Source organism: Psychrobacter sp. 1Y6 (assembly GCF_052258385.2).
Taxonomy (GTDB): Bacteria; Pseudomonadota; Gammaproteobacteria; order Pseudomonadales; family Moraxellaceae; genus Psychrobacter.
This window is the reverse complement of the sequence record NZ_JBQQEW020000001.1, coordinates 2835238-2862226: the sequence shown is the minus strand read 5'-3', so window position 1 is coordinate 2862226 and position 26989 is coordinate 2835238. Positions and strand designations below refer to the sequence as shown.

Sequence of the window (26989 nt, the reverse complement as noted above, 5' to 3'; positions counted from 1 at the left end):
ATTATAAAATGATGAATTTCTAATAATTTCAAACGTTATATGTTAATTAACCACATATATTAACTAGCTACATTGAATACTATAAACCATTCGCTCATGTTATGAATACAAAAAAGACCAGAGACATGCTCTGATCTTAATGGCTAAACATATGAGCTTAGCTACTTATTACTATCATGTTTAACTAACGATATAGGAAACTTACGTCATTAAACTATGACGTATTAGCATATTACATGCCACGAGCACGGCGTACATCTTCTGCTGTGATACCATCACGGTCTACTAAGTTACCTTCACGGTCTACCACATTGCCGTCGCCATCAACATCTAGCTCTTCACGTTGAATGGTCTCAATTAACGTCTCAGTATGGTGATCGGTCGTCTTACCGACATTTACTTCTTCAGAAACATATGTTTCTTTGCTGACGCGAGCACGTTCAGCTTTTAGTTCGACTTCAACTGTTTCAGTAGCATCGAGATCACCAATACGACGATCTGTTGGACGATCTACGCTAGTACGCTGAATATTGGCATGTTCTTCTTCTAAGTCTACATCGACATTACGTTCTTCAGTGACGACATGCTTACCTACTTTTACTAGACCAGCAACGATACGGTCTTTATTTACCGTTAGACGCTCTTCTAATAGCTCTAGCGTATTTGGCGCGTCATAAGAATGATCTGCAATATCAACGCGATCTTCTACAGGGAGTGTATCAGCAGTAAATGCTTGACGATCTCTTTCGTACTGCTCTTTATAGCTGTACTGGTAATCGTGATCGTATACTTCCATGGCTTCTACTTGCGTTTTGGTTAAGCTATCAAAGAAGACATCATCACCAACAATACGTGCTAAACCTGCTGGTACCAGTACTTCTTTTGAGCTAAACCAGCCGCCTGCATCTACAATTAAGTAACGAATACGACCAGTCGTGTCTTCGACTAGGGCACCTTCGATCTTACCGATTTTCTCTTCATTGATACCGTAAGCAGTTTTGTGCGTTGGATCATAATAGTCATCACCAATCAAATCTTGATGAGTAGCTTGGATATCTTTTAAACGGATTAGTTGACTCATTGTTATATTCCTTTTTTGCGAGTTTATTTTTTATAATGTAATGGTTGATGTTGTTATTAATTTTTAGTAAAACCATATCTATTACAGTTAATGGTAAGCCAAATGAATAGCTTCCCTATCAACTTGTAGCTATCCTAACACCGCGATTTTTGATGAGATATATGAGCAAGGTAGCAAAGTGTGCGCTTGCAGTAATTGCGTGTAATAGGCTGTAAGTGGCATAACATAGGAAGGGGTAGAAGTTAACGAGTCTTTACACAGAGTAATATTCAACATTCATCGAAAGAAAGCAGACACAAAAAAACCGCATTACCATTAGCAATGCGGTTTCTCAATAAACAATAATTATCTAAGCATTACTTAGCTAACTTACTTTAAGTCAGCTAAACCTACTTTATTTAAGCAAGTTCAATAGCTACGGCTACCGCTTCACCACCACCGATACATAGCGTTGCGACGCCTTTTTTGCCGCCAGTGCGCTTTAGAGAGTTGATAAGCGTAATCAGAATACGAGCACCTGAACAGCCTACTGGATGACCAAGGGCACATGCACCGCCTTCGATATTTACTTTGGCATGGTCAAGTTTCAGCTCGTCCATTGCAGCCATAGTAACCATTGCAAAGGCTTCATTAATTTCCCACAGATCTACATCATCTACTGACCAGCCAGCACTTGATAGTGCTTTTTCAATGGCACCGATTGGCGCGATGGTGAATTCGCTTGGGTGACGTGAGTTTGAGGCAGTAGCAACGATACGAGCTTGATAATCAAGGCCTTCAGCTTTCGCTTGAGACTCTTTCATCACGACGACTGCTGCAGCACCGTCTGAGATTGAACTAGCGTTTGCGGCAGTAATCGTACCATCTTTAGCAAATGCTGGACGCAAAGTAGGGATACGATCAGCATTAGCAAGGGCTGGTTGCTCATCGGTATCGACAGTTTGCTCGCCTTTGCGCGTGGCAAACGTAACAGGCTCGATTTCATCTTTAAAGTGGTTATCTTTGATAGCAGTCAGCGCACGGTTCAATGACTCAATAGCAAACTCATCCATTTGCTCGCGTGTATAGCCTTTTTCATCAGCCATTTCTTGAGCAAACATACCCATTAGCTTACCAGTATCAGCATCTTCTAGGCCATCTAAGAACATATGATCTTTGACTTCTTTATGACCCATACGATAGCCGCCACGTGAACCTGGCATGATATACGGTGCATTGGTCATTGATTCCATGCCACCTGCAACAGCGACGTTGAAGCTGCCCGCTTTGATACCATCATGCGCTTGCATGACGGCTTTTAGGCCTGAACCACAAAGCTTATTGATCGTGACAGCACCAGTCGCATCCGGTAGACCTGCTTTACGCATGGCTTGACGAGCAGGGCCTTGACCTAGACCTGCCGTCAAGATACAACCCATAATGACTTCATCAACACTGTCAGCGCTAACACCTGAGCGTTCGACGGCAGCTTTGATAGCGGCGGCGCCCAGCTCGGTAGCACTCATGTCTTTTAGTGCGCCTTGAAAGCCACCCATTGGTGTACGTGCGCCGTTTAGGATTACAATTGCATCATTTGACATCGTTATTATTCCTTGTTGTGCGTTTTGATTAAGTATCTACCAAGAAATCAGATGCCGATTGGCTAGCTTTTGCTTATATTATAAGCATCTGTCTTCTTCAGTATGTGGTTTATGCTAGCTCATCTAATCGTATGCGTACTACTTTATCAGTAATGGTCTCTAACTTTTCAATTTTTTCGATAGCAAGATTCATCTGACTCTCGACCACAGGGAGCGTCAGAATAATCACCGGCACTTGACCTACTTTATGCGCAGGCTTTTGCAAGATGGCATCGATATTGATACCAGCATCACTTAGGATGCGCGTGATATCTGCTAATACACCTGGGCTATCATAAGCATGCACACGCAAATAATATCCAGTTACCATCTGATCGGCACGCAATATAGGTGTGTCCGATAGCTGGTCAGGGATAAATGCTAAATGCGGGACATGATGTCCAGTGTTGCTCTGATCGTCGCGGTCTTTGCTACCCAGTACACGAACCAAATCCATGACGTCAGCCATCACTGCAGAAGCAGTTGCACCAGCACCAGCACCATCGCCGCAATAGAGCGTCTGGCCAAGTGGATGTGAGTTGACCAGTACTGCGTTTTTCACACCATTGACGTTAGCCAATAGCGCATCTTGTGGAATAAGTGTCGGGTGTACGCGTAATTCAACCCCTGCGTCACCATCGTTTTCGCTATCGCGGCGTACGGCAAACCCTAAATGCTTGATACGGTAGCCAAGCTCTTCGGCATAGTTCACGTCTTGCAGGGTAATACCAGTGATACCTTCACAGTAAACTTTATCAAACTGTAGTGGGATACCAAATGCGATTGAAGCAAGTAGCGCCAATTTGTGAGCGGCATCAATACCTTCAACATCAAAAGTAGGATCTGCTTCTGCATAACCCAACTCTTGCGCTTCGCTTAATACGTCGGCAAAAGGACGGCCCTTATCACGCATTTCGGTCATGATAAAGTTACCAGTACCGTTAATGATACCCGCGAGCCAGTCGATTTTGTTGGCGGCAAGTGCTTCACGCATTACCTTGATAATCGGAATACCGCCTGCAACCGCTGCTTCATAAGCAACATGCACATTGTTTTCTTCAGCGAAAGCAAAAATTTCATTACCGTGTTCAGCGAGTAGAGCCTTGTTTGCCGTAACCACATGCTTGCCGTTTTTAATGGCCTGCATAATGACGTCTTTGGCTAAGGTGGTACCACCAATCACTTCGATAACAATATCGACGTTGTCGCTTGCGGCAATTGCCATCAGATCGCTGTTTTGCATGATATTGGTATCAATATCATCACGCTGACGACGCGTACCAACTTCGGTAATAATAATGTCGCGTCCGCTACGGCGTTTTAGCTCATTTAAATTGTCATTGATCAGATTGATCACGCCCGTTCCGACGGTGCCCAGACCAAGTATCGCTAGTTTGATGGAATTACTCACAGTATCCTCAAGAGGTTAAATACAATGAAGTCAGTATAAGCGATGACAGTGTCAAATGAGTCTGCAATATCAAACGTAATGTCTGTGCGCATTGTCTAGTGCTGCCTGCTTATCTACTTCATCGTAGTTGAATAAAAAAAGCTCAAATAAAAAGGGTGTTGCTCATTTTGCATCGCGCTTTATCGTATCATACCGACAAGGCATTGTGACGTCTATACAATCTCATAAAGAGCAATCTCATAAAAGCCAATGTTCCGAAGGCTAATACTATAAAGGCCAATGTTATAAGAACAACACCATCAAGGTTATATCAGCTGACGATTATAAAAAAGCAGTAGCTTCAATCTTGTTTGGCATATGTATATGTCATTTATGCTTGGTTGCCAATATTAGTTACTAATATGAGTCACTAATACTGGTAATTTATACGATTAGTTAGCACCTACTGCTTGTGCCAATTCTGCTGCAGGTAAATAACCACCTACTTGTTGTCCTGTTTCGGTAAACACCGCAGGCGTACCGCGCACACCAAGTCTCGACCCTAGAGCCATATGTTCTTGTACAGGGTTGGCACAGCTAGGGGCTTGTACATTGGCACCGATTTTTGCTTGATCCATCGCAGCTTTACGATCCTGACTACACCAGATAGCTTCCATCTTTGGTACAGACTCTTGACTACGTGGCCATGCCAGATAACGAACCTCGATACCGCGCGCATTGATATCATCCATTTCTGAATGTAGTTTGCGACAGTAGCCACAGTCTGCGTCGGTAAAGGCATAGATGACAGCCTTGGTTTCACCTTTTGCTGGATAAATCACCATGTCTTTTTTATCAACGGCTTTTAGCGCTTCTTGTGCTGTCGTAGCAACCAATGCAGCACTGATATCAACCGGAGCGGCATCACCCACAGCAATGATCTGACCTTGAATAATATGCTTGCCAGCTTTATCAGTAAAGAAAGAAGGTAAACCTTCAGCGGTCACCCAATAAATACCATCCATATCTGTCGGTACGGCTGAGACAATAGTTTCCTCGATACCAGAGCTTTTCAGGTTCGCCTGTAACGCCTTCACCACGGTTGTATCATTACCAGCTGAAGGCTTAGTAGTAGCTTTGGTCTGTGCAGCGTTTACAACACTGGTATTGCTGGTTGCATCAGCGGCATTGTTTGAGCAGCCAGCAGCGATACCAACTAACAGCGCACTCATCATAAAACGAGATAGAACGGTACGAGAAAGAGGGTTACGCAAGGTAGTGTTTTTGATAGTGGGGAACGGCATACGGGTTTCCTATAGGCGTCGCGCCTAATCATGAGTTCGTTATAAAAAGCGCTATAAGCTTTTCTATATAGTAATGTGTCTTGGCAGTGTTTTAAAGGTCTAACATTGAAGAAGTTTTTATAACTTATTGATAATAAAAGATAGGTAATAACAGCCTTCATATTACCATATTTACGCTAAATAATAGCAAAGGGAAGGCAGCCAAGAAGTATCAATAAAGCCAACTTTAAAGAATAGCTATCAACATAAATTCAAAAAACAAGATACATTTGTGCTATTTAACATAGTTGCTTGAACTTGTAGTCTAAGGCTAATCGCATTGTTTTTATAAAAATCTATATAAAATGCGTTGTATAAACTATTTGAGAACGACTTACTTTAACAAATTTGCTTTAAGGAGCACACATGGCAGGTGCCAGTTTATTAACCTTACTCGATGACATCAGCGTCTTAATGGATGATGTGAGCGTCATGACCAAAGTTGCCGCCAAAAAAACCGCGGGCTTAGTTGGTGATGATTTAGCACTCAATGCCGAGCAGGTCACAGGGGTTAAGCCAAATCGTGAGCTCCCCGTCATTTGGGCAGTTGCCAAAGGCTCTGCCGTAAACAAAGTGATTTTAGTACCAGCGGCACTATTGATCAGTTATTTTATACCGTGGTTGATTACTCCGCTATTGATGATCGGAGGGTTATACCTGAGTTATGAAGGGGCTGAGAAGGTCATTCACAAGTTTTGGCCGAAGTTGTTGCCTCATGATGAAGAGCAAAATGCCCGTTTAAAAGCCAATGCAGATGAGTCGGTAGATTTGGTCGCGTTTGAAAAGGACAAAATCAAAGGTGCCATACGTACCGATTTTATCTTATCAGCTGAGATTATTGTTATCTCTTTAGGCGCAATTACAGCAGCTGGTGGCGATATTGTCCAAAAAGGCATCGTACTTTCGATAGTTGCTGCTGTCGTGACCGTCGGTATTTACGGCTTAGTTGCAGGCATCGTAAAGATTGATGATGCGGGTCTGCATTTGATTGAAAACTCACAAGCAGGTGATAGTAAGCGCAAGTTTGGCGAGTTTATGCTTGCGGCTGCGCCAAAGCTTATGAAGTTTTTATCCATAGCGGGCACGATTGCGATGTTCTTGGTGGGCGGCGGTATTATCGTTCACGGTATCGGCTTTTTGCATCACAGTGTAGAAGATATTGCTCATCTTACTGGGGTATTTGAAGGGTTAACCGCGTCATTGTTAAATGGATTGGTCGGACTGATTGTTGGCGCTATTGTAGTAGCTATTGTTACTACTATTGGTAAAATCCGTGGTAAAGATGACACAGCGTCTTCTACACACTAAGCTTATCTGCTTTTTATTGTCTCTCGTTTGAATTAGCAAGTAAGTTTAACTGTATTAAAATAAAAAGCCCCAAAGCTACGAATAGCTTTGGGGCTTTTACGTTTGAGCTTATGTAACTAGCTATCGCTATCTGTATCATCAGATGCGAGCTTTTCAGCCTGCGTCGGCTTCTTATGCTCCGTCTTAGGCTTACGACTGCGCGCCTTTGGTACTTTTGGCGTAGTCAGATTGAACATACCGGTCTGTGGTAGCAACTGCTCAGCCACATTTTCGATCATGTTTTTATAGCTGGCTATGGTCGTCTTAGACTTAGCTGCCTGACTGTCTTCTTTGCTAGCTTCTTTAATAGTTTCTTCTACTGCCGATTCAGTCGTCTGCTCAGTCTCTGCAGCTATGTTTTCTGAAGCATCTTCTACCTCATTGACAGTTTGTTCTACAGGAGTTTCGACTTCTGCGTCCTTAGCTTCTGACTGAGCACGCTCGACTTCTAGCAAGTGCTCACTATCAAAACTGACGTTTTCTGTCTGTGTCTGATTGGCTAGGGCAGTTGCTTCAACGTGATGCGCATCGACTTCACTATTAGTTTGCTCGACGATAGCTTGTTCAGCAGGTACGCTCAATACAGCTGGTTCCTGATAATCAGGGTGCTGTCCGCGCGGATCGTTGCTAGCACGCTTAGTGATAGCACGTGGCTCAACGTCTGTCTTACCTTGCGCGGCTGCGAATTGACTGACCGCTCGGGTCATCGCTTCAAAGCGTGCAAGGTAGTCGGCAGCCAATGGTTGATAGCCATAATTGCTAAAGTCAAAGCTCTGGCTAGCAGCATTAGAACTGTTATCAGTACTCTGAGATTGCTCATTATGCAACGCAATAGTCGCGATAAAGCAGTTGATAATGCCTTCTTCTACTAAGCGCGTTTGCGCCTCTGGTAGCGTGGCACGAATAAACTCACCAACCGTACCACGTATTGCTGGCACATTAGTAGCAGCTGGCTTGTCCGCTTGAGCGGCTTGCTGAGCGAGTACTACACGTGGATCGTTACTCGCTTGCCCAAATTTCTCAGCAGTCACGTAACGTGCGCCAAATAGTGCTTCATGAGTTAGCTCAAGTGCTGAGTTACTTACATTACTTGTGCTTGCACTATTACTGTCAGCCTGAGTATTCTGAGCTTCATAGCCCTTACTCACATTTTCAGCAGTCTTGGTTTCCTGCTGTTTTGGAGTCTGAGTTTCTTTAGCTTCTTCTACGTCAGCAGTTACCGATGTTGGAGCTTCCGCTTTACTTTCGGTGTTACTCGTAGAGGTCGATTGAGCTTCTACAACTACAGGTGCTTTTTTCTCTTCAGCAGCCTGTTCATGCTTAGGAGCATCGTTTTGCACCTTAGCTTGTTCAGTATTTGCACGCTTATCGTCATTTACCTGATTAGTATGGGTTTCTACCGTATTTTTTTCATTATCACTTTTCTTCTCAGCGTTTGGAGCATTGGTGTTTTGCTTACCAGTGTTCTGCTCATTGCTACTATGCTTATCGGTAGGTTTTTGAGCAGCTGTTTCGTTTGAACGCTCATCTTTTGCTACGTTATTTGTTGCGCTTCGCTGCTCGCTAGGCTGATTTTTAGCCTGTGTGGCTTTGCTATCATCTAAAGATAGATGAACCACTTCAGGCGCTTTTAGCTCAGTTGGCGCTTCATTGACCTGTAGCACGACCTCGTTAGGGTCCTGATTACGGCGCGTGTTAGATTGATTTTTGCTATTGGCAGCATCGTTATTTCTAGCGTTCTGCTGTTTGCTATGCTTAACGCTGTCAGCTGTTAATGTTTCACCGCGCTCTAGCTTACCGCGTGAGCCGCGTTGACTATGCGATTTGCGCTTAGTACGGGTTTGCTCATCTGCTTTAGAGCTGTTCTCGTTATCAGCATCACTGCGCTCACTTGCGTTACGATTGCTGCTCTGTTGATTACTATCTTGGCGGTTATTACGATTGCGATCGTTCGTGCGTCTGTTATCGTTCTGACGCTTGTCTTGCTGTCTTTGGTCTTGAGTATCAGACGATTTGTCATCAGCATTGTTTGAGCCAGAACTTTCTGAACTACTGTTTACGTTGCCAGTATTCTCGTCAGTTGTCTCTTTTCTTTGACGCGGTTTAGAAGATCTAGACTTACGCGGCTTACGTCTTCTTCTGTCTTCATTGCTGCTGTCGTCAGCATCGCTGTCATTACGACGCGCCTGTTGACGGTTAGTGTTATTATCTGACTGTTGGCTGTCATTTTTCTGACTGTTGCTTTGTTGAGTTGGCTGCTCACTAGTTGCAGCTGCACTATTCAATGCATTGCTATCAACTTGACCAAAAGAGCCTAAGCTTTGCGCGCCAGTGTTTACTAGCGCTTCGATTGCTTCAGCGGCATCTCGGCTACTGACACTAGGTGTCGTAGTGGCTTGTGGTGCTTGAGCAAATAGGTTTGATAACCACGCAACGGCTTTTGGTTGAGCAGTAGCTTCGACACTCTGTGTCTGCGGCGCTATTAGAGCGGCAACACTAGCGGTTTTATTGGCTTGCGGTGCATGTGCAGGCGACACGTCGTTGGTATTTTTATGATTACGACGATCATTGCTATGATTTACCGTATCGTTCTGCGCTTGCGTGGCTGCATTCGGCTGCGTGTTTGAGCGGTTCTGCTTATCATCTGCAGTTTTACGAGGCTGGCGAGTAGGTTGCTGTTCAGGACGCTCTTTTTCAGCAGTCTGCCAGTCAACGTTGTAGCCAAGGTCACTGTGCTCTTGTTGCTGAGTATCAGTGATACGCTCATAGCTCGATGGTGCAAAGCCATCACGGTTGAAATGAAGCTTGAAGTTTGGTGATTCCAAATGCGCGTGTGGCAAAATAGTGATACGAGTGCCACTGTCTTGCTCAAGATAAACCAAGCTGTCGCGCTTTTCATTTAATAAGAATGCAGCGATGTCAGTCGGGACTTCTGCCTGTACTTCACCTTGACGTTCTTTTAGAGCGATCTGCTCAATTTGACGCATGATAGATAGCGACAATGAACGCAAGTCACGAATCATACCGTTGCCATGACAACGTGGGCAGATATAGCCAGTTGATTCTTCTAACGAAGGACGTAGACGCTGACGGCTCATTTCCATTAGACCAAATTTAGAGATATCGCCGAACTGAACGCGCGCACGATCGTATTTGGTCGCGTCAATCAGACGTTTTTCTACTTCTTTTTGGTGCTTATTGTCATTCATGTCAATGAAATCAATAACGATCAAACCACCCATATCACGCAAACGAAGCTGACGAGCAATCTCATCAGCTGCTTCTAAGTTGGTATGGTAAGCGGTCTCAGCAACGTCTGAACCTTTGGTCGACTTAGCTGAGTTAATGTCGATAGAGACTAGTGCTTCTGTTTGGTCAATAACGATTGAGCCACCTGATGGCAGACGAACTTCACGCTGATAAGCAGTTTCGATTTGTTTTTCGATATTAAAGCGTGAAAACATCGGCTCATAATCGGTATATTTGCGTAGCTTTTCAGCTTGTTTTGGCATTACCGCATCAATAAACCCAGCCGCTTCAATGTAAGCGTTTTCGTTATCAATCCAAATCTCAGCGATATCATCACGCAGATAATCACGAACAGCACGTGTGACAACGCCCGCTTCTTGGTGAACCAAGCGCGGTGATGGGTATTTTTGGTTTTGTTCTTGAATGGCTTGCCAAATGTTGAGCAAGTGGTTTAGATCGTGCTGCAAGTCTTCTTGAGTTTTACCAATACCAGCAGTACGAATAATGACACTCATGCCTTTTGGTAAATCAAGGTTGCTCAGCATACGCTTCATATCTTCGCGCAGTTTGCCCGAGATTTGACGTGAGATACCTCCGCCACGAGGGTTGTTTGGCATCAATACCAGATAGCGACCGGCTAATGACACATACGTCGATAGGGCAGCGCCTTTATTGCCGCGCTCTTCTTTTTCGACTTGGACAATTAGCTCGTCGCCTTCTTTGATCAGCTTTTTGATGTTTTCATCACGTGGATTGCCGCTTAGATATTCAGCAGAGATTTCACGAATTGGCAAAAATCCTTGGCGCTGAGAACCATATTCGACGAATACTGCTTCAAGCGATGGCTCGACACGGGTCACATGACCTTTATAGATGTTAGATTTTTTTTGCTCGCGAGTACGGTTTTCTAGGTCGAAATCGTACAGATGATTGCCTTTACATAAGGCGACACGAATCTCTTCGTTTTGAGTGGCGTTGATCAAAATGCGTTTCATATTTGTATCCTATGAGTACGCATGACAACGATAAGACAGTCTTTAGGACATAGTGGCAAGTGTGGCTAATATTGTGATTAGCGTGTGTAGATGTTCATTAACGGTAGAACGTAAATCGTGGGTTTCATAAAGCACATGGGCTTTTTCAATGGCTTCTTTTTTTACCTGAAGTAATGAGCGGTGCTCACGTTAATATCAGTAATATAGGGTGTAAGGCTATGGTACTTATATTTTATCATTAGTAAACTTGGTACATATATGATTGGGTCAGCGAGTCAAAGCGCTCTTATTCTCAGTACGTTCTATTGGTAGTGATTTCAGCGCACGTTGTAAGCGTGGGCGAGGGTCAGTTACAGTTCTAAAAAATACTGATATTAAAAAGGCGTGGTGCTGTTGCCATTCATCCATCAAAGTCTAACAATAATATCGCGGTCATGATGCTACTATATAGTGGCGTCATTCAGCGGTTGTTTATTCAGGTGAAGCAATTGGTTACTCTTTGTTTATCGTTCTCTGTCTAACGTCAATAATATCTTGGGTGTTTCAAGGTTAGGTGTCGCAGCTTTTGTTATCAGCGGGGCGTACTTGGCAAACAGAGTAATGGACCAGCTTGTCAGCGTGGTATCGTATTTACATTGTTATCGTCATCTGTTTGACCACCAATACTTAGGCAGCTATCGATATACTTTTCGATCCTAACGCTAAATTACCCATACTTGCTCAACTATGCTGGCATAAAGAACCATCAGATAAATAGTCATTAAATAATGATTGGTTATCGAGTACAGTCGTTGTCATGCAATTAGTGAGTCAGTGTTGTGTTGTAATCGGTTAATAAGCTAATTTATTATCAGAGTTATTAACGCGATGGTATTTAGTGTCACTATTTATTTTATGGTACCGAATAACATTCAGTACAGTATTTTTAATTTGTAGGGCTATATTTGGTAAGTAGTACCTCTAAATAAATAACGCGCCCTAAAATCAGATGAAACGTGTCATGTCAGCAGCATAAATAGTGTCAACCTCTTTACTGGCGAGTAGTAGAAAACTGACAAGCAATAAAATGGTGGTCAACTATTTGTAACAACAATGATTATTGCTGTCGCCTCTGCTTAATTGTCGCTCAACATGCTAAACTATAGCAAATCTTTGTGTAAATGCCTAACTAAAAATGACAAACTCAAAAATGACTGACGACGCTACTACCCATGAAGCCCCTGCTATTTTTAATAGCAAAACACGCCCACAAAGCGCTGACGATGAGATTAGCAACTTCGGTAAGGTGAACTACCTCGAAGTAACGCGCCATCAACACGACCAGCGTTTGGATAACTTTTTGTTAAACCGTTTAAAAGGTTTGCCAAAATCACATATCTACAAAATGATTCGCTCAGATGAGATACGCGTCAACAATAAACGCTGCAAAGCACACGATAGAGTGCAGCGTGAAGATGTGGTACGTATTGCTCCTGTAGAGCTAGCAACGCGCGAGAAACCAATTATTAGTACCGAGTTCGCCAAAAGCTTGCTGGCTCGCGTGGTCTATGAAGATGACGGTTTGCTAGTGCTGAATAAGCCTTCTGGTATCGCTGTGCATGGCGGTAGCGGTTTGGACTTTGGGGTTATCGAAGCCATGCGTGAAGTGACAGGTAAAAAATACTTAGAGCTGATCCATCGCATCGACAAAGACACATCAGGGCTACTGATGATTTCCAAAAAACGCTCAACGCTCAAAGTATTGCAGCAGCATTTGGTAGATAAGACCATTCAAAAGCACTATCTATGTCTTGCCAAAGGTCAACCTGCGCTTAATGAGCAGCGTATCAATGCGCCATTGCTACGTTACACGCTTGCCAGTGGTGAGCGCCGAGTGAAAGTAGATAGCCAAGACCCACAAGCGAAAGAAAGCCAGACTGATATTATTATTCATGATCGCTTTATGATTAATAGTCAGCCAGTCAGCTTAATTGAAGCCAAGCCATTGACGGGTCGCACTCATCAAATCCGTGTGCATTTGGCGCATATCGGTCATGCTATCTTGGGTGATGACAAATACAACGTTCATGACAAATCAGGCGTCCATCGTCTGTGTCTACATGCATGGCGCTTAGACATCCCAGGCTACAAGACTATTACTGCGCCATTGCCAGACGATATGGCAGATTGGTTACCAGAAACAACGAAATTGCCTGAATAGTTTTTCAAAATCAATTCTTAAGCCAAACTATTTTTGTATTTTTCTAAACGTCACGATATCTTATTTTTACGAATAAGCCACCGTGACGTTTTAGTATCTGCTATTTATTATTGTTATTCATCAAGGTGACTCCATGACCAAACCAGCTATAACTTCAGAACGCATCATAAATGCTCAACCATCAGCAGAAGATAATCTGTCTGACAAGACATTGATTATATTTGATTGGGACGGCACGCTAATGGATTCAATCGGTCTAATCGTTGAGTCTATGCATGTGGCTGGGGAAGCACACGGGTTTGAGACGACTGATAAAGCCGTAAAAGATATCATTGGTCTGAGCTTAATGAATGGCATCAAGCTTTTATATCCGCAGGCAAACGATACGCAGTTGCTTGAGATTCAGCGAACCTATGCAGAGTACTATATTGCTAATAGTCACAGTACGCCGCTCTTTGAACCAATAGAGGGTATGTTGCAAGTTTTGCAACAGCAAAGCAAAACGCTCGCCGTAGCAACTGGTAAAAAAAGAAAAGGGCTAGATCGTGTACTAGATGCCTCAGATAGCCATGATTATTTTGCGATTACGCGTTGTGCTGATGAGTCAGGCTCAAAACCTGATCCGCAGATGTTGACCGATATTTTGGATTATACGCAGCAGCAGGTTTCTGATGCTGTGTTTATCGGTGACAGTATCTATGACATTCAAATGGCAACAGCATTAGGCATGACCAGTATAGCGGTGAACTATGGTACGGCAACGAGTGCAGAGCTTGCGGAGCAAAATCCAACCTATCAAGTTGATACTCCACAAGCGCTAGTAGACTTGCTATGCGGGTAGAGCTACTTTTATAATCCTCGTTATTTTTATAGCATACCGATGATAATAATGAGTGAATAAACAGGCAATAAAAAAGAATTTATCGTAATAGCGATAAACTCTTTTTGTTAAAGACAAGGATATTTATTTGTTTTCTTTATCAACGCTCTCTTTTTCAACGCTTTCCTTTTCAATAGCGTCTTCTAACTCAGCGCCTTCTAGCAATGCAAAAGAAGACTCAATGATTTTGTCTGCATCAAGCTGATACTCATACCAGTTGCCCATTATCCCAGCCAACTCATCGAGACCTTCTTTTCTGAGAGCCGAAAACAACTGAATGGTACAGTTTAAGCCCAGTTTTTTCAGGCGTTTGCGAGTCTCAAGGAGGGCGTTTTTAGAAGCACCGTACTTCAATTTATCTGCTTTGGTCAGCAGAATATGTACTGGTAGTTCACCATCGTTTGCCCAGTGCAGCATTTGCTCATCAAAAAACTTAAGCGGATGGCGAATATCTGTCATCAGTACCAGACCTGCAAGGCTTGAGCGTGATACCAAGTATTCTTCTAGCTCAACCTGCCATTCTTTTTTCATCTCTAGCGGAACAGCGGCATAGCCGTAACCAGGCAAATCAACCAAACGTCTGTCAGTATCACCGATACTAAAAAAGTTAATCATCTGCGTGCGTCCAGGCGTTTTAGACGAGCGAGCCAATTGACGCTGATTGGTTAAGGCGTTGATGGCTGATGATTTGCCAGCGTTTGAGCGCCCTGCAAAAGCGACTTCCAATCCCATATCAGGAGGACAGAGACGAAAGGTAGGTGCTGACATCATAAACTCAGTTTGCTGAATTTTCTGACGAGATTTGGTATTGAACAAAGCATGTTCAGCGGCGACATCGTTAAACGGGGTACTCATAAATGGCTCATTAATCTTAAAAAATTGGATGCGATTATAAAATTTTAGTCAGCTGATGATTCAAGTCATCGGTGCGGTCAAGTAATTGGTCAAGTAATAGGTAAATCAAGGTAAATCAAGGTAAAAGGCTGTTCTTTATCAATACAGTTATGTGCAAATCATAAAAGTAGCTATTTAATATTACTGGCTATTCTATACTATTCCGTGTCTTACTTATTGAAATAACTGCGATTAGCATCATATAAATAGTAGGATAACATTAAAGTTGGCCAGTCATTAAGACAAGTTCTCAGCTTTAACAAAGCCATATCCAAATTCTCTATGTTTATATGACATATATTGTTACAATGTTTAACGAGAGATGTTTAATAGAACGATTGATGAGACACGTGAAATATCACGAGGAGGTGCTCTATGTTTTCAATCAGTAAACTTCTTAGCACGAGTTATCGCGCTATAATTGCTAGCAGTGCTGCACTATTATTAAGTGGCATTATGATTAGCAGCGCAGGTGCGGCAGATATCGCCACTACCTATAATAACTCATGTGCAGCCTGTCACGATAGTGGCGCGTTAAATGCCATTAAAAAAGGTGATAGTGCCAAGTGGCAACAGCTGATTAAACAAAAAAGTATGCCGACGCTTATCAAGTCTGTCAAAGGTGGTATGCCGCAGATGCCAGCAGGTGGTCTTTGCGACAAATGTAGTGATGACGACTATCGTAAACTTATCGAGTATATGAGCAAATAATCGACTTATAAATATAAGTTAAACATATAAAATAAAGCGCTAGGCTAACAACCTATCTGCGCTTTTTGTTTTTGCGTCATATTGTATATTGTGTTGCCAGAAAACTGATGGATACTATGATTAAGTAGGCAAATGATACAAAGTCTTGCTATAATAATCGAAAATAAACCCTGATGTTAGTAAGTACTTTCAGACTGCTTGTGTCCAAGACCTTAAAATATACGCCATTCTCATGATTAAAGAGACGGCTATATCAGGTATCTTACCAGTGCAATCACTCTAAATAATGCTTACGCCGAGCTAGTAGGATTTGTATCAATGAAAAAGTTAATCGCTGCTGCCAGCTTATGCGTTGCAAGTTTCAGCGTACAAGCTGCTATTATTGTTCCTGAATATGACGTCAATGCAGGTCAAAAAGTTGCAGAAACCGTTTGTGCCGCTTGTCATGGTCTTAATGGCGTCAGCATTGTTCCTGCACAGCCAAACCTTGGCGGCCAAAACGTAAAGTACCTATATAAACAGCTAGTCAACTTTAAAGCAGGTTATCGCAAAAACGGTATCATGCAGTCACAAGTTGCTAATCTGTCTCAGCAAGACCTAGCAAACGTAGCAGGTTATTACGCCAGTCAAGCGCCTTGGGGCGTTGGCTACGGCAATCCTGCAACCAACCAAGAAGCGACTAAGCTATTCTTGGGCGGCGACAAGTCGCGCGGTGTTATTGGCTGTGCCGGCTGTCATGGTCCAGATGCTGCAGGTAATACTTGGGCTGCATTTCCAAAACTAGGTGGACAGCATGCTCAGTATATTGCTACTCAGCTAAAACTATTCCGTGCCGCTGGACGTGTTGATGATATCGATAGCGATGACCAAAAACGAGTCAATGATGCAGCCAAAGAAGGCGAGATGGGTATGATGCAAACGGTTGCATCGAAACTATCAGATCGTGACATTCGTATCTTGTCAGATTATGTAAGTGCTATTCACTAATTGAGTCGCACTGATGCGATATCTGATACATACTTGGCTTTGCATAGAAGGCCATTGAATAAAGCCACTGAGTATTGAATCGCATATCGATTATATCTGAATGACTAAACCCCGATTTCGGGGTTTTTTTATAACTGTTTGTCCCTTATATTAAGACAGTATTTAGTTGAATTCATTTACAGAAGCCAGTCGTTGCTCTGTATAATTATAAATTATCGTTATTCACTTTATACCAATTTTCAAAATACGATTAGTCTTGTCAAACATGTTCGGTCTGCTATGCGTAGTACGTGCACTTGTCTTGTTTGCTACTCCAGTTTTTGTGAATGGTATTAGATCGTTTGGATTGAAATTATGATGATCCGTTATGCTTCTTATTTTATCGCGGCGCTACTACCGTTATTGCTATTTCGTTGGTTTGCACCTGCGTCAATTGGTGAGATTGACTTTTGGTTACTATGGCTATTAGCCATGGTATTGGTTGCGCTGCCAGTTGTTTACGCTGAGATAGCATTGGCCTATCGTAGCGTTGAAGGCCCTCTAGCGGGTATGCAAAAGCTCACTCGTGAAGCAGATGTCAGTCCGATCTGGCGCAGCTTTGGTTGGTTAGCGGCGCTGGTTTCTATTGTGATTGCAGCGTTGGTTATATCTGGCGCAAGTACGGGTATATTGTCTGCATTAACTGAGCTAAATAGCGTACCTGATGTACCTAGCTTCGCAGTTGCTGCAGGCCTGATGGTCATTGCATTACTCTTAAGCTTGCTGGGTATTACGCCTTTACCTATTGGTTTGGGATTGATGGTAATAGGGTTGCTACTAGGATTCGCAAACGGTGTGCCAAGTGCTGGTTTTGCTATGACTGATGTCAGTTTGACGGAATGGGCTCGCGCAGTCGCGTTAGCATTAGTCAGTGTCGGTGCGGGTACAGGACTATACTGGTTCGGTCAGAACTTGGTGAGCAAACAAACCGTCACAGCGGTAGAAGCAAACAGTCAGCAAGTAAAGAACAGAGCAGCTACTCGTGAGTACCGTGCAACCAAGTTAGTGTTACCGATTTGGGTGTTGCAACTGCTGATAGGAGTAGTGGCTTTATTTACTAGTGGTATGTCGCTACCACCAATTGGACAGCTGCTATATTGGGGTGGGGTGTTATTTGTAGCCAGTTACTTGCTACATTACAGCACGCAACAGTTAACGCATAAATTTGGATTGTTAGTTAGTTTGATAATCACTTTTGCTGTAGCGTTATTATTAGTGGTTGCGATTCCGACAGCATGGTTAGTTGGCATCTTGGTCATTATTAGTAGCATTGCTGTACTACTATTATCAGTATTTGCGGGTTGGCAGATGAAGATTAGCCATCTACGCAAGTCGTTAAATTTTAGTAATGAAGCAGTTTATAACTTGTGGCGAGTGGCGATACGTTTAGTCGTACCATTAGCATTGCTGCTAGCATTGATAGGTTGGGTGATGCAGTGGTTGAGCTAACAGTCGAAGGTCGTGACAGCAGTGTGCTACAGTCTACGCAAGCCAATCTAATGACCGTATATCTGGCGTATGCTGAAGATGAGCAGCGCCAGCATTATCTAGCTTTGCAGGTTAGACAAGGTACTAGTTTGCGTGAAGCATTGGCGCAAGCAGGATGGCTTGAGAAATTTGTAGAACTGGCAAAGTGGTGTGAGCAAGTAATAGATATCACCACGCCAACTGCGAAACGTTGGCATGTAGGGATTTATGCACAGAAACAGCCATTAAGCTATTTGCTACAGCCTTTTGACCGTATCGAGGTATATCGCAGTTTAAGCGCTGATCCTATGTCTCAGCGCAAAAATAAATCTCGTAGCTAATCGTCAATTATCTAAGCTAATAGGTTTCGCTAACTATGATGCTGGCAGACTCTCAATACCTTCGATGCGCGTGACCAAACCATTATCATCAAAGTAAACAACTAAGTGCTGGCTAGCGTTTTTGACATCGGCGATGCCTTTACGACTACCTTCAGTGCCTGCTTTGTAGTCATAGATATAATCCCAGCGTTTAGGCTCAAGCGTATCTCGAATCGCAGGGCTACCAAGAGTATAAAGAACTTGGTTTTGATTCATACCCACTTTTAGCTTTTGAGCTTGGGTTTGAGTAATCGCTGTGCCTTGTGGCAAATCAATCTTATAAACACTCAATAATGAGCAGCCAGACATAGCAACAGTAGCGCTAAGCATACTGGTGATAACGATCTTACGTAATGCGCTGGTGTGGCTTAACGGACGGAAATTTAATGTCTTTATCATGGTAAGATGACTCATAAGAAATGAATTAGGTGTGGCCAGCGTTAGGTCGTACCAGTCTGACCGACAATCTTGGACAAATGATACGTCATTTACTTGCAATTGCCTACCACTTACGACATTATTTACCAAACACAATCTGAATAGTTAGATTAATTATATTTTAAATTCATAGGCTTGCATCTCGATATTTAGAAAATAATAAGAGAGATGTCTGTGTAAGTTTCATCAGTTTATTATTAACCATTTACTTTATATTAAATAAAAATAATCTTTGTTGATTATTATCTCATATTTTCTATTTGTTAAGACTGTCACAGTCAAAAGGGATATTATGGCTTCTTTTACCAATCAAGATTTACGTAGAGCAGGACTCAAGGTCACGTTACCTCGTATCAAAATTTTAGAGCTATTAGAAAGCGCAGAGCTGCATCACATGAGTGCAGAAGAAGTGTACAAGGCGCTTATCGAGCAAGGTGAAGACGTAGGTCTTGCCACTGTCTATCGTGTCCTAACACAGTTTGAGCAAGCAGGTATTGTTGAGCGTCATAACTTTGAAAACAATCTATCTGTATTCGAGATTACCCAAGAAGAGCATCACGATCACCTAGTTTGTGATGTGTGTGGCAAGATTATAGAGTTTCATAATGAAGTCATCGAAGAAGAGCAGCTGAAAGTGGCAGAAAAACATGGCTTTAAATTGTCTGGGCACTCTCTCGTGCTATATGGCATTTGTGCGGATCAAGCCTGTAGAGATAGCGCGAAATAATTATCTGTTGTATCACTAGAAACGCTTATTTCTGCTAGTACTTACTACGATATTAAACAGTAAAGAAACCCTCGTTATTTATAACGAGGGTTTCTTTTTATATGTCTATTATGCGTAGAAAGCACAATAATTTAGCTTACATCTAATGATAAACTATCAGCACCTTCATCTAAATTAGCCTTACCGTTTTTGCTGCTGAGCTTAATTTTGAGGCGTAGATCGTTAGGGGAGTCGGCATGTAGAATCGCTTCTTTATACGTTATCTCTCCCTGCTCATACAAATCAAAAAGTGCTTGATCAAAGGTTTGCATGCCACTGTCTCGTGAGCGTGTCATCACATCTTTGATTTCATGAACTTCCCCTTTACGGATATAGTCACTGATCAGCTGCGAATTTAGCAAAATTTCAATAGCAGCACGTCGACCTTTACCATCGGGTGTGGGGATAAGTTGCTGCGCGATAATAGCTTGGAGGTTCAACGACAAATCCATAAACAACTGGTTATGGCGACTGGTTTCAAAGAAGTGAATGATACGATCGATTGCTTGGTTAGCGTTGTTTGCGTGCAACGTTGCAAACACTAGATGGCCAGTTTCTGCGTACTGAATAGCATAGCTCATGACTTCACGGTTACGAATCTCACCGATTAAGATGACATCGGGTGCTTGGCGTAGCGTGTTTTTTAGGCCCGCTTCAAATGAATGGGTATCGATACCAACCTCACGTTGGGTGATAATACAGCCGCGATGTTTATGGACAAATTCAATAGGGTCTTCTATCGTAATAATATGACCATGAGAGTTTTGATTGCGATGTCCTATCATTGCAGCAAGGGTAGTAGATTTACCTGTACCCGTTGCGCCAACTAATAGAACAATACCGCGTTTTTTCATGGCCAATTCTTTTAGCGCTGGCGGTAAACGTAATTCTTCGACAGTTGGAATGTTATTTTCAATTTTTCTTAAAATCATTCCTGCCATGTCGCGTTGTACAAATGCACTGACTCGAAAGCGTGCTTGCTGCGCTTCATCAGAGATGGCAAATTGACACTCGTTGGTTTCTTCAAACTCTTTTTGCTGGCTTGGCGTCATTACACCTTTGACCAATCTCATGGTTTGCTCAGCACTTAAAGGTGTTCTACCGACAGGCAGTATCTTTCCATTCACTTTCATGGAAGGTGCTACGTCAGCAGTAATAAAAAGGTCAGAGCCATTTTTGCTGATCATTAATTGTAATAGTTTATCAATATCCATATCGCACCTGCACCGGATGTAAGTCGATTAAAATCATATTTTAAAAGCATCAGTAAAAAGTAATAAAGTAAAAACAGAGACCATAAGTTGTTTGTTATTTTTAGTGGTATTTGTCAATACTATCTATCAGTACTACAAAAATGCCTCAGGCTGCTTGGCATAAGGACGTGCAACATCCTTACTAATGGTTCCCTTACTTACCAAGTTCTTTAACGTTTGATCGAGGGTAATCATGCCATCGCCTGCACCTGTTTGGATAGCAGAGTACATTTGGGCAATTTTGTTCTCACGTATCAAGTTACGGATAGCAGGGGTGCCTATCATGATTTCATGGGCGGCTATACGTCCACCCGCTTGTCGACGTAACAGGGTCTGTGAAATAACAGCTTGCAATGATTCTGACAGCATCGCGCGGATCATATCTTTTTCAGCAGCTGGGAATACGTCAATGACACGGTCAATCGTTTTAGCCGCTGAGCTGGTATGCAAGGTACCGAATACTAAGTGACCAGTTTCTGCTGCGGTCAATGCTAAACGAATGGTCTCAAGGTCACGTAGCTCACCAACCAAAATAACATCGGGATCTTCACGTAGGGCAGAGCGCAATGCTGGCTCAAAACCCAAAGTATCACGGTGTACTTCACGTTGATTGATTAAGCTTTTTTTAGATTGATGCACAAATTCAATCGGGTCTTCGATAGTTAGAATATGCTCTTTACGGCTTTCGTTAATATAATCAATCATCGCTGCAAGTGTTGTCGACTTACCTGAACCTGTTGGGCCTGTGACCAATACCACACCACGCTTAAAGTCTGAAACGCGTCTAAAGACATCGCCCATACCTAAGTCTTCCATCGTTAATACTTTGGAAGGAATGGTACGAAATACAGCACCTGCACCGCGGTTTTGATTAAAAGCGTTGACACGAAAACGTGCTAGATTAGGAATTTCAAAAGAAAAATCCGTTTCAAAAAACTCCTCAAAGTCAGCACGTTGCTTATCATTCATGATGTCATAAATAAGCTGATGCACGACCTGATGGGTCATCTCTGGCATATTGATACGTGTCATTTCACCATCGACACGTATCATTGCTGGCATACCCGCTGAAATATGTAAATCTGACGCCTTATGCTTAACCGTAAAGCGCAGCAAGTCTTCGATATTAAGATTATTTTTTTCAGCCATAATTTGATATTCCTATTACTTAGTCTAGGTAAGACAAAACACTATAAAAGTACGTGGTAAACTATTTATCGATAGCCTTAGTATAATAAGAGACTCACTAGTACAGGTCTTTACCATCACTAGCATATTCAGTAGCATATGTTAAAGCATGTAACAATATCATAACAAGACTGTGAGTATTTAACCATCTACTAAATTAAGAAAAAATAGAACTGGAACGTTTTAAAATAATTCTTATAGGAGTTATTTCTAATTTACTTTGAAGAATCGGATAGTTATGTTTTTTTTATAATAAAAATTGCAGAAAAAAATCTCAAAAAATTAATCAAGCAGTAAGGGCAAAATATGAAGGAAATGAATGGCAATATTGCTGAAGTGACACTTATCGATAACTGGCAGCAAGTTCATAAGCAGATGAAGCAAGCGTGTGATCATGCTGACAGAAAGGCTAATAATGTTATGTTGTTGGCTGTTTCGAAAACGAAACCTGCCAATATGATTGCAACTTTAGCAGAGCAAGGACAGCGTAATTTTGGTGAAAACTATTTACAAGAGGCCATCGAAAAAATTACTGCTCTTAAAACGCAGCCTGTAGGCGAGAGTATCGTTTGGCATTATATTGGTAGTATTCAGCGTAATAAGACACGTGACATTGCAGAGCACTTTGATTGGGTGCAAACGGTTGAGCGCGATATCATTGCCAAACGATTGAATGAGCAACGACCAGCTGACCTGCCACCGTTGAATGTGTTGATCCAATTAAACATCGATAATGAAGATAGCAAGTCAGGATGCCTGCCAGCCCAATTGCCAGAGCTGATAACAGCGATAAAAGGCTACGAGCGCTTAAAACTGCGAGGTTTGATGATTATTCCTGCTAAAGCAAATACGGATGCCTTTGCTCGAACTAAGCAGTTGTTTGAAAAGGTTGAAGCCGACTATCCAGAGTTAAGTAGCTGGGATACGCTTAGTATGGGTATGAGTGGTGATATGGCAGAAGCGATAGAAAACGGCACAACGATGGTACGTGTCGGTACTGCTATCTTTGGTCAGCGTGCTTAAAACCATATGAGTAGGCTAGTTAGGCATCCTTTAACTAGCCAGTAAATTAAATGACATCTTCTAATTTGGTGACTAGCATCTGCGTAATTTTAAGATTATCAGTCGCGATAATCTCAAATCGATAATTGGCATACTCAATCGTATCGGTCTTCTTAGGGATTTTTCGGAGCATATACATCATAAATCCACTGATAGTCTCGTAATTTTGACTGCGTGGTAGGTCGACGATATCTAATGCACGAATCACATCTTCAATAGGGGTCATGCCATCGATTAACCACGAGTTGTCAGTGCGCTGGACGATAGGTTGTTCCTCTAACGTTACCAACTCACCCATCACAATGCTCATCACGTCCTTTAAGGTGATAACACCAACGACTAGGGCATATTCATTCACGATGACTGCAAAATCAGCGCCAGTAGATTTAAACATCTCTAATACTTCAAACAAAGACAACGTATCAGGCACGAAAAGTGCTGGTTTTAATAGAGTTTTGTTTGTCAGGCCAACTTCTTGTTGGTTCAAAACCAAAGCTAAAAAGCTACGAGATTCCACATAACCAATGATATGCTCTAAATCATCATCATGGCAGACCAAAAACTTATTGTGTGGCTGCTCAATCATGATATTCACAACTTCTTCGGTATTTGTCTTGGTATCAAAATAAACGATATTTTCTCGAGGGTTCATTACTGAGGTGACGGTACGCTCCTGCATATCAAAGATGTTTTCGATCAAGTGATGCTCTTGCTTTTTCAGTACACCCGCTTCGGCACCCGCATCCATCACTGCATAAATATCTTCTGGTGTCATATCATCTTGACGTATGGTTGAGATGCCAAAAAGCTTAAATAGGATATTCGCGGCCCCATCGAACACCCATATAATGGGCTTTAGTATAAATATCAACAACATCATCGGGCGTACGAGCCGTACCGCTATCGTCTCAGCATTTGACATGGCCAAACGCCTAGGCATTAGATCGGCAAGTAGCGAAAACAAACTCGTGATAAGTACAAACGATATAACTGATGCTATCGTTTCACTATTTAATAACTGCTCGAGATAAGGGCTGATGGCTGATTCACCGACGGTACCAGCTGAAATAGCGACCGCGTTTAGCACTATTTGTACGACGGTGATAAAACTACCAGGGTGCTCTTGCATATTGAGCACATCAAGTGCGCGAACATCGCCTTCTTTTGCCATAATTTGCAGCTTGATTTTGCGGCCTGCGGCGATGGCAATCTCAGCAGCAGAGACAAAAGTGCTTAAGGCAAGCAGTAAAAGAAGAAAGACACTAGCGGTTAGCAAACTCATGACGTACTCGAAAAAGAAATAAAGATAATTAAGGCAAAATAGTTGGTGAAACTGTGTGGAAAAGAATATGGCTAGGTGTAAAAATTTTTGGTGGATAAAAACCAAAAAAGCTGGGCAAGCACCCAGCTAATAGTAAAAAATTCGATATCTTTTAAAACTGGCTAACTAGTACCTCTCAACTTATAGATAGTAAGAGTTGAGAGGTATGTAGTAATTAACCTTTGATTGACCACTTATTAACCAATGGATAACGGCGCTCACGTCCAAAGGCTTTGTGGCTAATCTTGGTACCGATAGGAGATTGCAAGCGTTTGTATTCGCTGTTGTCTACCATTTTGATAACTTTGGCGACCATCTCAGCATCGAAGCCTTTATCAATAATTTCTTGATAGCCCATATCTTCATCGATATATGACGTCAAGATACCATCTAATATATCGTAGTCAGGCAAACTGTCTTGATCTTTTTGATCTGGACGTAATTCAGCCGATGGTGGACGAGTAATAACGCGCTCAGGAATCACAGGCGTGTCTTCTAAACGGTTACGATAGCTAGCCAATTTATAAACTTGAGACTTGTATACGTCTTTTAATACGTCAAAGCCGCCAGCCATGTCGCCATATAGTGTTGAATAACCAACAGCCAATTCTGACTTGTTACCAGTCGTGATAACCAGATGACCAAATTTATTAGACAAGGCCATCAAAATAACACCGCGAGCGCGCGCTTGGATGTTTTCTTCGGTCGTATCTGCTGGTGACTTATTGAATAACGGTGCTAGCGTATGACGGATGCCTTCGACAGCGTCAAAAATAGGGCAGACGGTGTAAGAAACATTTAAGCGACGTGCTTGGGCTTGAGCATCTTCTAGACTGATTTGAGAGGTATACTCGTATGGCATCATGACTGCATATACCTTGTCAGCGCCTAACGCATCAACAGCGATACAAAGTGTCAATGCTGAGTCAATACCACCTGACAACCCGACAATAATGCCAGAGAACCCTGAGTGGTTGACATAGTCGCGTAGACCGACGACTAACGCCTGATACATTTCAGATTCGCGGCTCAAGGTTAGAGGCGCTTTGGTCTGTTCGTTAAACTTAGCAGTTTTTACATCTAACGTGGCCAGTAGCAACTGGTTCATAAAGCGTGGTGCTTCATGAGCAATGCTACCGTCAGCTTGTACAGCCATAGAGCCACCATCAAACACTAGATCGTCTTGCCCGCCGACAGCATTGACATAGACGATAGGTAGCTTGTTTTCACGGCTACGCTTGGCTAGCATAGTCTTGCGATTGTCCTGCTTTTCAATCTCAAAAGGTGAGGCGTTTAAGCTTACGATTAAATCAGCACCTTGCTTTTTAAGCTCAGAGATAGGACCTTTTTCCCATAAATCTTCACAGATAAGCAGGCCAATAGTAATGCCTTTATAGTCAAACAAAACTTGATTACGACCTTTATCGAAGTAGCGACGCTCATCAAATACGCCATAATTTGGCAAAATTTGCTTATGGTAAAAGCCTTTTTGATGACCATTATGTAGGATGGCAGCAGAGTTAAAAGTACCGTGATGATCGACATGCGGATAGCCGACGATCATGACGATATCATCGATATCACTCAAAGTAGACAAAGCGCTTTTAACGCGACCTGACAAGCTTGGACGTAGCAATAAATCTTGTGGAGGGTAGCCTAGTAGCGCTAACTCTGGGAATACGATTACGTCAGCACCCTGTTCGCGTGCTTGTAATGCTAGGGTACGCATTTTTTCGACATTGGTTGCGATATCACCGACCAAAAAATGTGATTGAGCTAAAGCAAAAGTGACAGTATCTTGTGGTTTATTGGTCTTACTGGCTTCGTTTGAGATGTTAGAGTTGGGGTTATCAGTGTCTTTTGACATTGTTATTGTTCCTATCGATATATTATTAAAATTTGGTGTGTCTGTATTGATTTCAAATAAAATCAAAGTAAATCCGAAATTAACTCAAAACTGCGCTCTTGCATATCAAGCTCAAATATTGAGCTGATATGCTGAGTCTAAATCTCGTATAAGCCTTTATAAAAGACTTATGATTTTGCTCAAGTAACTCACTCTAAGTGATAGCGACACCCTAAAATTAGAACTTATGATAGTCTAAAAGAAGACGACATAAGCGGGTGTTGAAATCTGGCTCAGAGGATTCGCTGTCTGTACGACGATGTAAATAAATATGTGCAAATAAACTTAACTACACTGAAAAGCTTAAAATAATTGCTTTAGTATAACATCAATTGTCGCGACAAATAGAACGCACCAGTGGATTCCCTTATAAGATAACAGTTTAAAAGCTGAACATAAAAGTAGTTTTCAATACATCATTTTTACACACTAAATTCATGCATTATGCGCTAGTCATTATCGTCGCCATCTAG

The 26989-nt window shown here is 42.3% G+C and carries 20 protein-coding genes; 9 read left to right on the top strand and 11 right to left on the bottom strand.

The window, feature by feature from the left end; genetic code table 11:
* Nucleotides 1–232: 232 nt before the first annotated feature.
* The 4 genes from ACTXGF_RS25635 to ACTXGF_RS25620 all read right to left on the bottom strand — a co-directional run bounded on the left by ACTXGF_RS25635 (nucleotide 233) and on the right by ACTXGF_RS25620 (nucleotide 5394).
* A complete protein-coding gene (locus ACTXGF_RS25635; RefSeq protein ID WP_443533429.1) occupies nucleotides 233–1081 on the bottom strand; it encodes a DUF2382 domain-containing protein in 849 nt (282 codons plus the stop codon).
* Between the two features lie 398 nt (nucleotides 1082–1479).
* A complete protein-coding gene (locus tag ACTXGF_RS25630; RefSeq protein WP_443533431.1) occupies nucleotides 1480–2661 on the bottom strand; it encodes a thiolase family protein in 1182 nt (393 codons plus the stop codon).
* A gap of 109 nt (nucleotides 2662–2770) precedes the next feature.
* Entirely contained in the window at nucleotides 2771–4111 is a 1341-nt protein-coding gene (locus tag ACTXGF_RS25625; protein ID WP_101205523.1) for a homoserine dehydrogenase, read from the bottom strand.
* Nucleotides 4112–4542: 431 nt separating this feature from the next.
* Nucleotides 4543–5394, bottom strand: coding sequence for a DsbC family protein (locus ACTXGF_RS25620; RefSeq protein ID WP_443533433.1), 852 nt, complete (start codon nucleotides 5392–5394; stop codon nucleotides 4543–4545).
* A 405-nt stretch (nucleotides 5395–5799) separates the two neighbouring features.
* Between ACTXGF_RS25620 and ACTXGF_RS25615 the strand changes: the two genes are divergently transcribed.
* A complete protein-coding gene (locus ACTXGF_RS25615) occupies nucleotides 5800–6741 on the top strand; it encodes a DUF808 domain-containing protein (RefSeq protein ID WP_443533435.1) in 942 nt (313 codons plus the stop codon).
* 116 nt (nucleotides 6742–6857) lie between these two features.
* Here ACTXGF_RS25615 and ACTXGF_RS25610 read toward each other — a convergent pair whose 3' ends face one another.
* The gene (locus ACTXGF_RS25610) at nucleotides 6858–11024 is read right to left on the bottom strand and encodes an Rne/Rng family ribonuclease (protein ID WP_443533436.1); all 4167 of its coding nucleotides are present in this window, start codon (nucleotides 11022–11024) and stop codon (nucleotides 6858–6860) included.
* Between the two features lie 1189 nt (nucleotides 11025–12213).
* On the opposite strand from ACTXGF_RS25610, the gene ACTXGF_RS25605 reads away from it, so the two are divergent.
* Both ACTXGF_RS25605 and ACTXGF_RS25600 read left to right on the top strand, forming a co-directional pair.
* On the top strand, nucleotides 12214–13224 hold the full coding sequence (locus ACTXGF_RS25605; RefSeq protein WP_165598358.1) for an RluA family pseudouridine synthase: 1011 nt from the start codon (nucleotides 12214–12216) through the stop codon (nucleotides 13222–13224).
* A 133-nt stretch (nucleotides 13225–13357) separates the two neighbouring features.
* Entirely contained in the window at nucleotides 13358–14065 is a 708-nt protein-coding gene (locus ACTXGF_RS25600) for an HAD family hydrolase (protein WP_397476539.1), read from the top strand.
* Nucleotides 14066–14188: 123 nt separating this feature from the next.
* Here the strand turns inward: ACTXGF_RS25600 and yihA are convergent, their stop codons facing one another.
* The gene (gene yihA, locus ACTXGF_RS25595; protein WP_114701249.1) at nucleotides 14189–14959 is read right to left on the bottom strand and encodes a ribosome biogenesis GTP-binding protein YihA/YsxC; all 771 of its coding nucleotides are present in this window, start codon (nucleotides 14957–14959) and stop codon (nucleotides 14189–14191) included.
* A 414-nt stretch (nucleotides 14960–15373) separates the two neighbouring features.
* On the opposite strand from yihA, the gene ACTXGF_RS25590 reads away from it, so the two are divergent.
* The 4 genes from ACTXGF_RS25590 (at nucleotide 15374) to ACTXGF_RS25575 (ending at nucleotide 18543) form a co-directional block, all read left to right on the top strand.
* Nucleotides 15374–15709 (top strand): c-type cytochrome, encoded by a 336-nt coding sequence (locus ACTXGF_RS25590; RefSeq protein ID WP_443533438.1) that lies wholly within the window; start codon nucleotides 15374–15376, stop codon nucleotides 15707–15709.
* Between the two features lie 318 nt (nucleotides 15710–16027).
* A complete protein-coding gene (locus ACTXGF_RS25585) occupies nucleotides 16028–16696 on the top strand; it encodes a c-type cytochrome (RefSeq protein WP_101205531.1) in 669 nt (222 codons plus the stop codon).
* 354 nt (nucleotides 16697–17050) lie between these two features.
* Nucleotides 17051–18184 carry a hypothetical protein gene (locus tag ACTXGF_RS25580; protein WP_443533440.1) on the top strand — a complete coding sequence of 378 codons (1134 nt, stop codon included), beginning with the start codon at nucleotides 17051–17053 and terminating at the stop codon, nucleotides 18182–18184.
* A complete protein-coding gene (locus ACTXGF_RS25575) occupies nucleotides 18172–18543 on the top strand; it encodes an RnfH family protein (RefSeq protein WP_443533442.1) in 372 nt (123 codons plus the stop codon). The genes ACTXGF_RS25580 and ACTXGF_RS25575 overlap by 13 nt, the downstream gene beginning before the upstream one ends.
* A 33-nt stretch (nucleotides 18544–18576) precedes the next feature.
* On the opposite strand, the gene ACTXGF_RS25570 is transcribed toward ACTXGF_RS25575, so the two are convergent.
* Nucleotides 18577–18996 carry an outer membrane protein assembly factor BamE gene (locus tag ACTXGF_RS25570; RefSeq protein ID WP_057758247.1) on the bottom strand — a complete coding sequence of 140 codons (420 nt, stop codon included), beginning with the start codon at nucleotides 18994–18996 and terminating at the stop codon, nucleotides 18577–18579.
* 316 nt (nucleotides 18997–19312) lie between these two features.
* On the opposite strand from ACTXGF_RS25570, the gene fur reads away from it, so the two are divergent.
* Nucleotides 19313–19747 (top strand): ferric iron uptake transcriptional regulator, encoded by a 435-nt coding sequence (gene fur / locus ACTXGF_RS25565; protein ID WP_057758249.1) that lies wholly within the window; start codon nucleotides 19313–19315, stop codon nucleotides 19745–19747.
* A 131-nt stretch (nucleotides 19748–19878) separates the two neighbouring features.
* On the opposite strand, the gene ACTXGF_RS25560 is transcribed toward fur, so the two are convergent.
* Together ACTXGF_RS25560 and ACTXGF_RS25555 are read right to left on the bottom strand one after the other, a co-directional pair.
* The gene (locus tag ACTXGF_RS25560; protein WP_238069259.1) at nucleotides 19879–21000 is read right to left on the bottom strand and encodes a PilT/PilU family type 4a pilus ATPase; all 1122 of its coding nucleotides are present in this window, start codon (nucleotides 20998–21000) and stop codon (nucleotides 19879–19881) included.
* A gap of 132 nt (nucleotides 21001–21132) precedes the next feature.
* Nucleotides 21133–22188 carry a type IV pilus twitching motility protein PilT gene (locus ACTXGF_RS25555; RefSeq protein WP_057758253.1) on the bottom strand — a complete coding sequence of 352 codons (1056 nt, stop codon included), beginning with the start codon at nucleotides 22186–22188 and terminating at the stop codon, nucleotides 21133–21135.
* A gap of 345 nt (nucleotides 22189–22533) precedes the next feature.
* Here ACTXGF_RS25555 and ACTXGF_RS25550 point away from each other — a divergent pair, with 345 nt between their 5' ends.
* Nucleotides 22534–23250: a YggS family pyridoxal phosphate-dependent enzyme gene (locus ACTXGF_RS25550; RefSeq protein ID WP_443533445.1), complete on the top strand. Its 717-nt coding sequence runs from the start codon at nucleotides 22534–22536 to the stop codon at nucleotides 23248–23250.
* Between the two features lie 46 nt (nucleotides 23251–23296).
* Here the strand turns inward: ACTXGF_RS25550 and paeA are convergent, their stop codons facing one another.
* Complete coding sequence (paeA, locus tag ACTXGF_RS25545; protein WP_443533446.1) at nucleotides 23297–24571, bottom strand: polyamine export protein PaeA; 1275 nt, start codon at nucleotides 24569–24571, stop codon at nucleotides 23297–23299.
* 214 nt (nucleotides 24572–24785) lie between these two features.
* Nucleotides 24786–26477 carry an NAD+ synthase gene (locus ACTXGF_RS25540; protein WP_443533448.1) on the bottom strand — a complete coding sequence of 564 codons (1692 nt, stop codon included), beginning with the start codon at nucleotides 26475–26477 and terminating at the stop codon, nucleotides 24786–24788.
* Nucleotides 26478–26989 lie beyond the last annotated feature (512 nt).

Excerpts from the sequence above, each read along its gene's own strand:
- ACTXGF_RS25620 (WP_443533433.1), bottom strand. The coding sequence starts at position 5,394 with ATGCCGTTCCCCACTATCAAAAACACTACCTTGCGTAACCCTCTTTCT.
- ACTXGF_RS25540 (WP_443533448.1), bottom strand. The coding sequence starts at position 26,477 with ATGTCAAAAGACACTGATAACCCCAACTCTAACATCTCAAACGAAGCC.
- ACTXGF_RS25635 (WP_443533429.1), bottom strand. The coding sequence starts at position 1,081 with ATGAGTCAACTAATCCGTTTAAAAGATATCCAAGCTACTCATCAAGAT.
- yihA (WP_114701249.1), bottom strand. The coding sequence starts at position 14,959 with ATGAGTACCCCGTTTAACGATGTCGCCGCTGAACATGCTTTGTTCAAT.
- ACTXGF_RS25550 (WP_443533445.1), top strand. The coding sequence starts at position 22,534 with ATGAAGGAAATGAATGGCAATATTGCTGAAGTGACACTTATCGATAAC.
- ACTXGF_RS25580 (WP_443533440.1), top strand. The coding sequence starts at position 17,051 with ATGATGATCCGTTATGCTTCTTATTTTATCGCGGCGCTACTACCGTTA.
- ACTXGF_RS25560 (WP_238069259.1), bottom strand. The coding sequence starts at position 21,000 with ATGGATATTGATAAACTATTACAATTAATGATCAGCAAAAATGGCTCT.
- ACTXGF_RS25555 (WP_057758253.1), bottom strand. The coding sequence starts at position 22,188 with ATGGCTGAAAAAAATAATCTTAATATCGAAGACTTGCTGCGCTTTACG.
- fur (WP_057758249.1), top strand. The coding sequence starts at position 19,313 with ATGGCTTCTTTTACCAATCAAGATTTACGTAGAGCAGGACTCAAGGTC.
- ACTXGF_RS25605 (WP_165598358.1), top strand. The coding sequence starts at position 12,214 with ATGACTGACGACGCTACTACCCATGAAGCCCCTGCTATTTTTAATAGC.
- ACTXGF_RS25615 (WP_443533435.1), top strand. The coding sequence starts at position 5,800 with ATGGCAGGTGCCAGTTTATTAACCTTACTCGATGACATCAGCGTCTTA.
- ACTXGF_RS25630 (WP_443533431.1), bottom strand. The coding sequence starts at position 2,661 with ATGTCAAATGATGCAATTGTAATCCTAAACGGCGCACGTACACCAATG.
- paeA (WP_443533446.1), bottom strand. The coding sequence starts at position 24,571 with ATGAGTTTGCTAACCGCTAGTGTCTTTCTTCTTTTACTGCTTGCCTTA.
- ACTXGF_RS25585 (WP_101205531.1), top strand. The coding sequence starts at position 16,028 with ATGAAAAAGTTAATCGCTGCTGCCAGCTTATGCGTTGCAAGTTTCAGC.
- ACTXGF_RS25590 (WP_443533438.1), top strand. The coding sequence starts at position 15,374 with ATGTTTTCAATCAGTAAACTTCTTAGCACGAGTTATCGCGCTATAATT.
- ACTXGF_RS25610 (WP_443533436.1), bottom strand. The coding sequence starts at position 11,024 with ATGAAACGCATTTTGATCAACGCCACTCAAAACGAAGAGATTCGTGTC.
- ACTXGF_RS25570 (WP_057758247.1), bottom strand. The coding sequence starts at position 18,996 with ATGAGTCATCTTACCATGATAAAGACATTAAATTTCCGTCCGTTAAGC.
- ACTXGF_RS25600 (WP_397476539.1), top strand. The coding sequence starts at position 13,358 with ATGACCAAACCAGCTATAACTTCAGAACGCATCATAAATGCTCAACCA.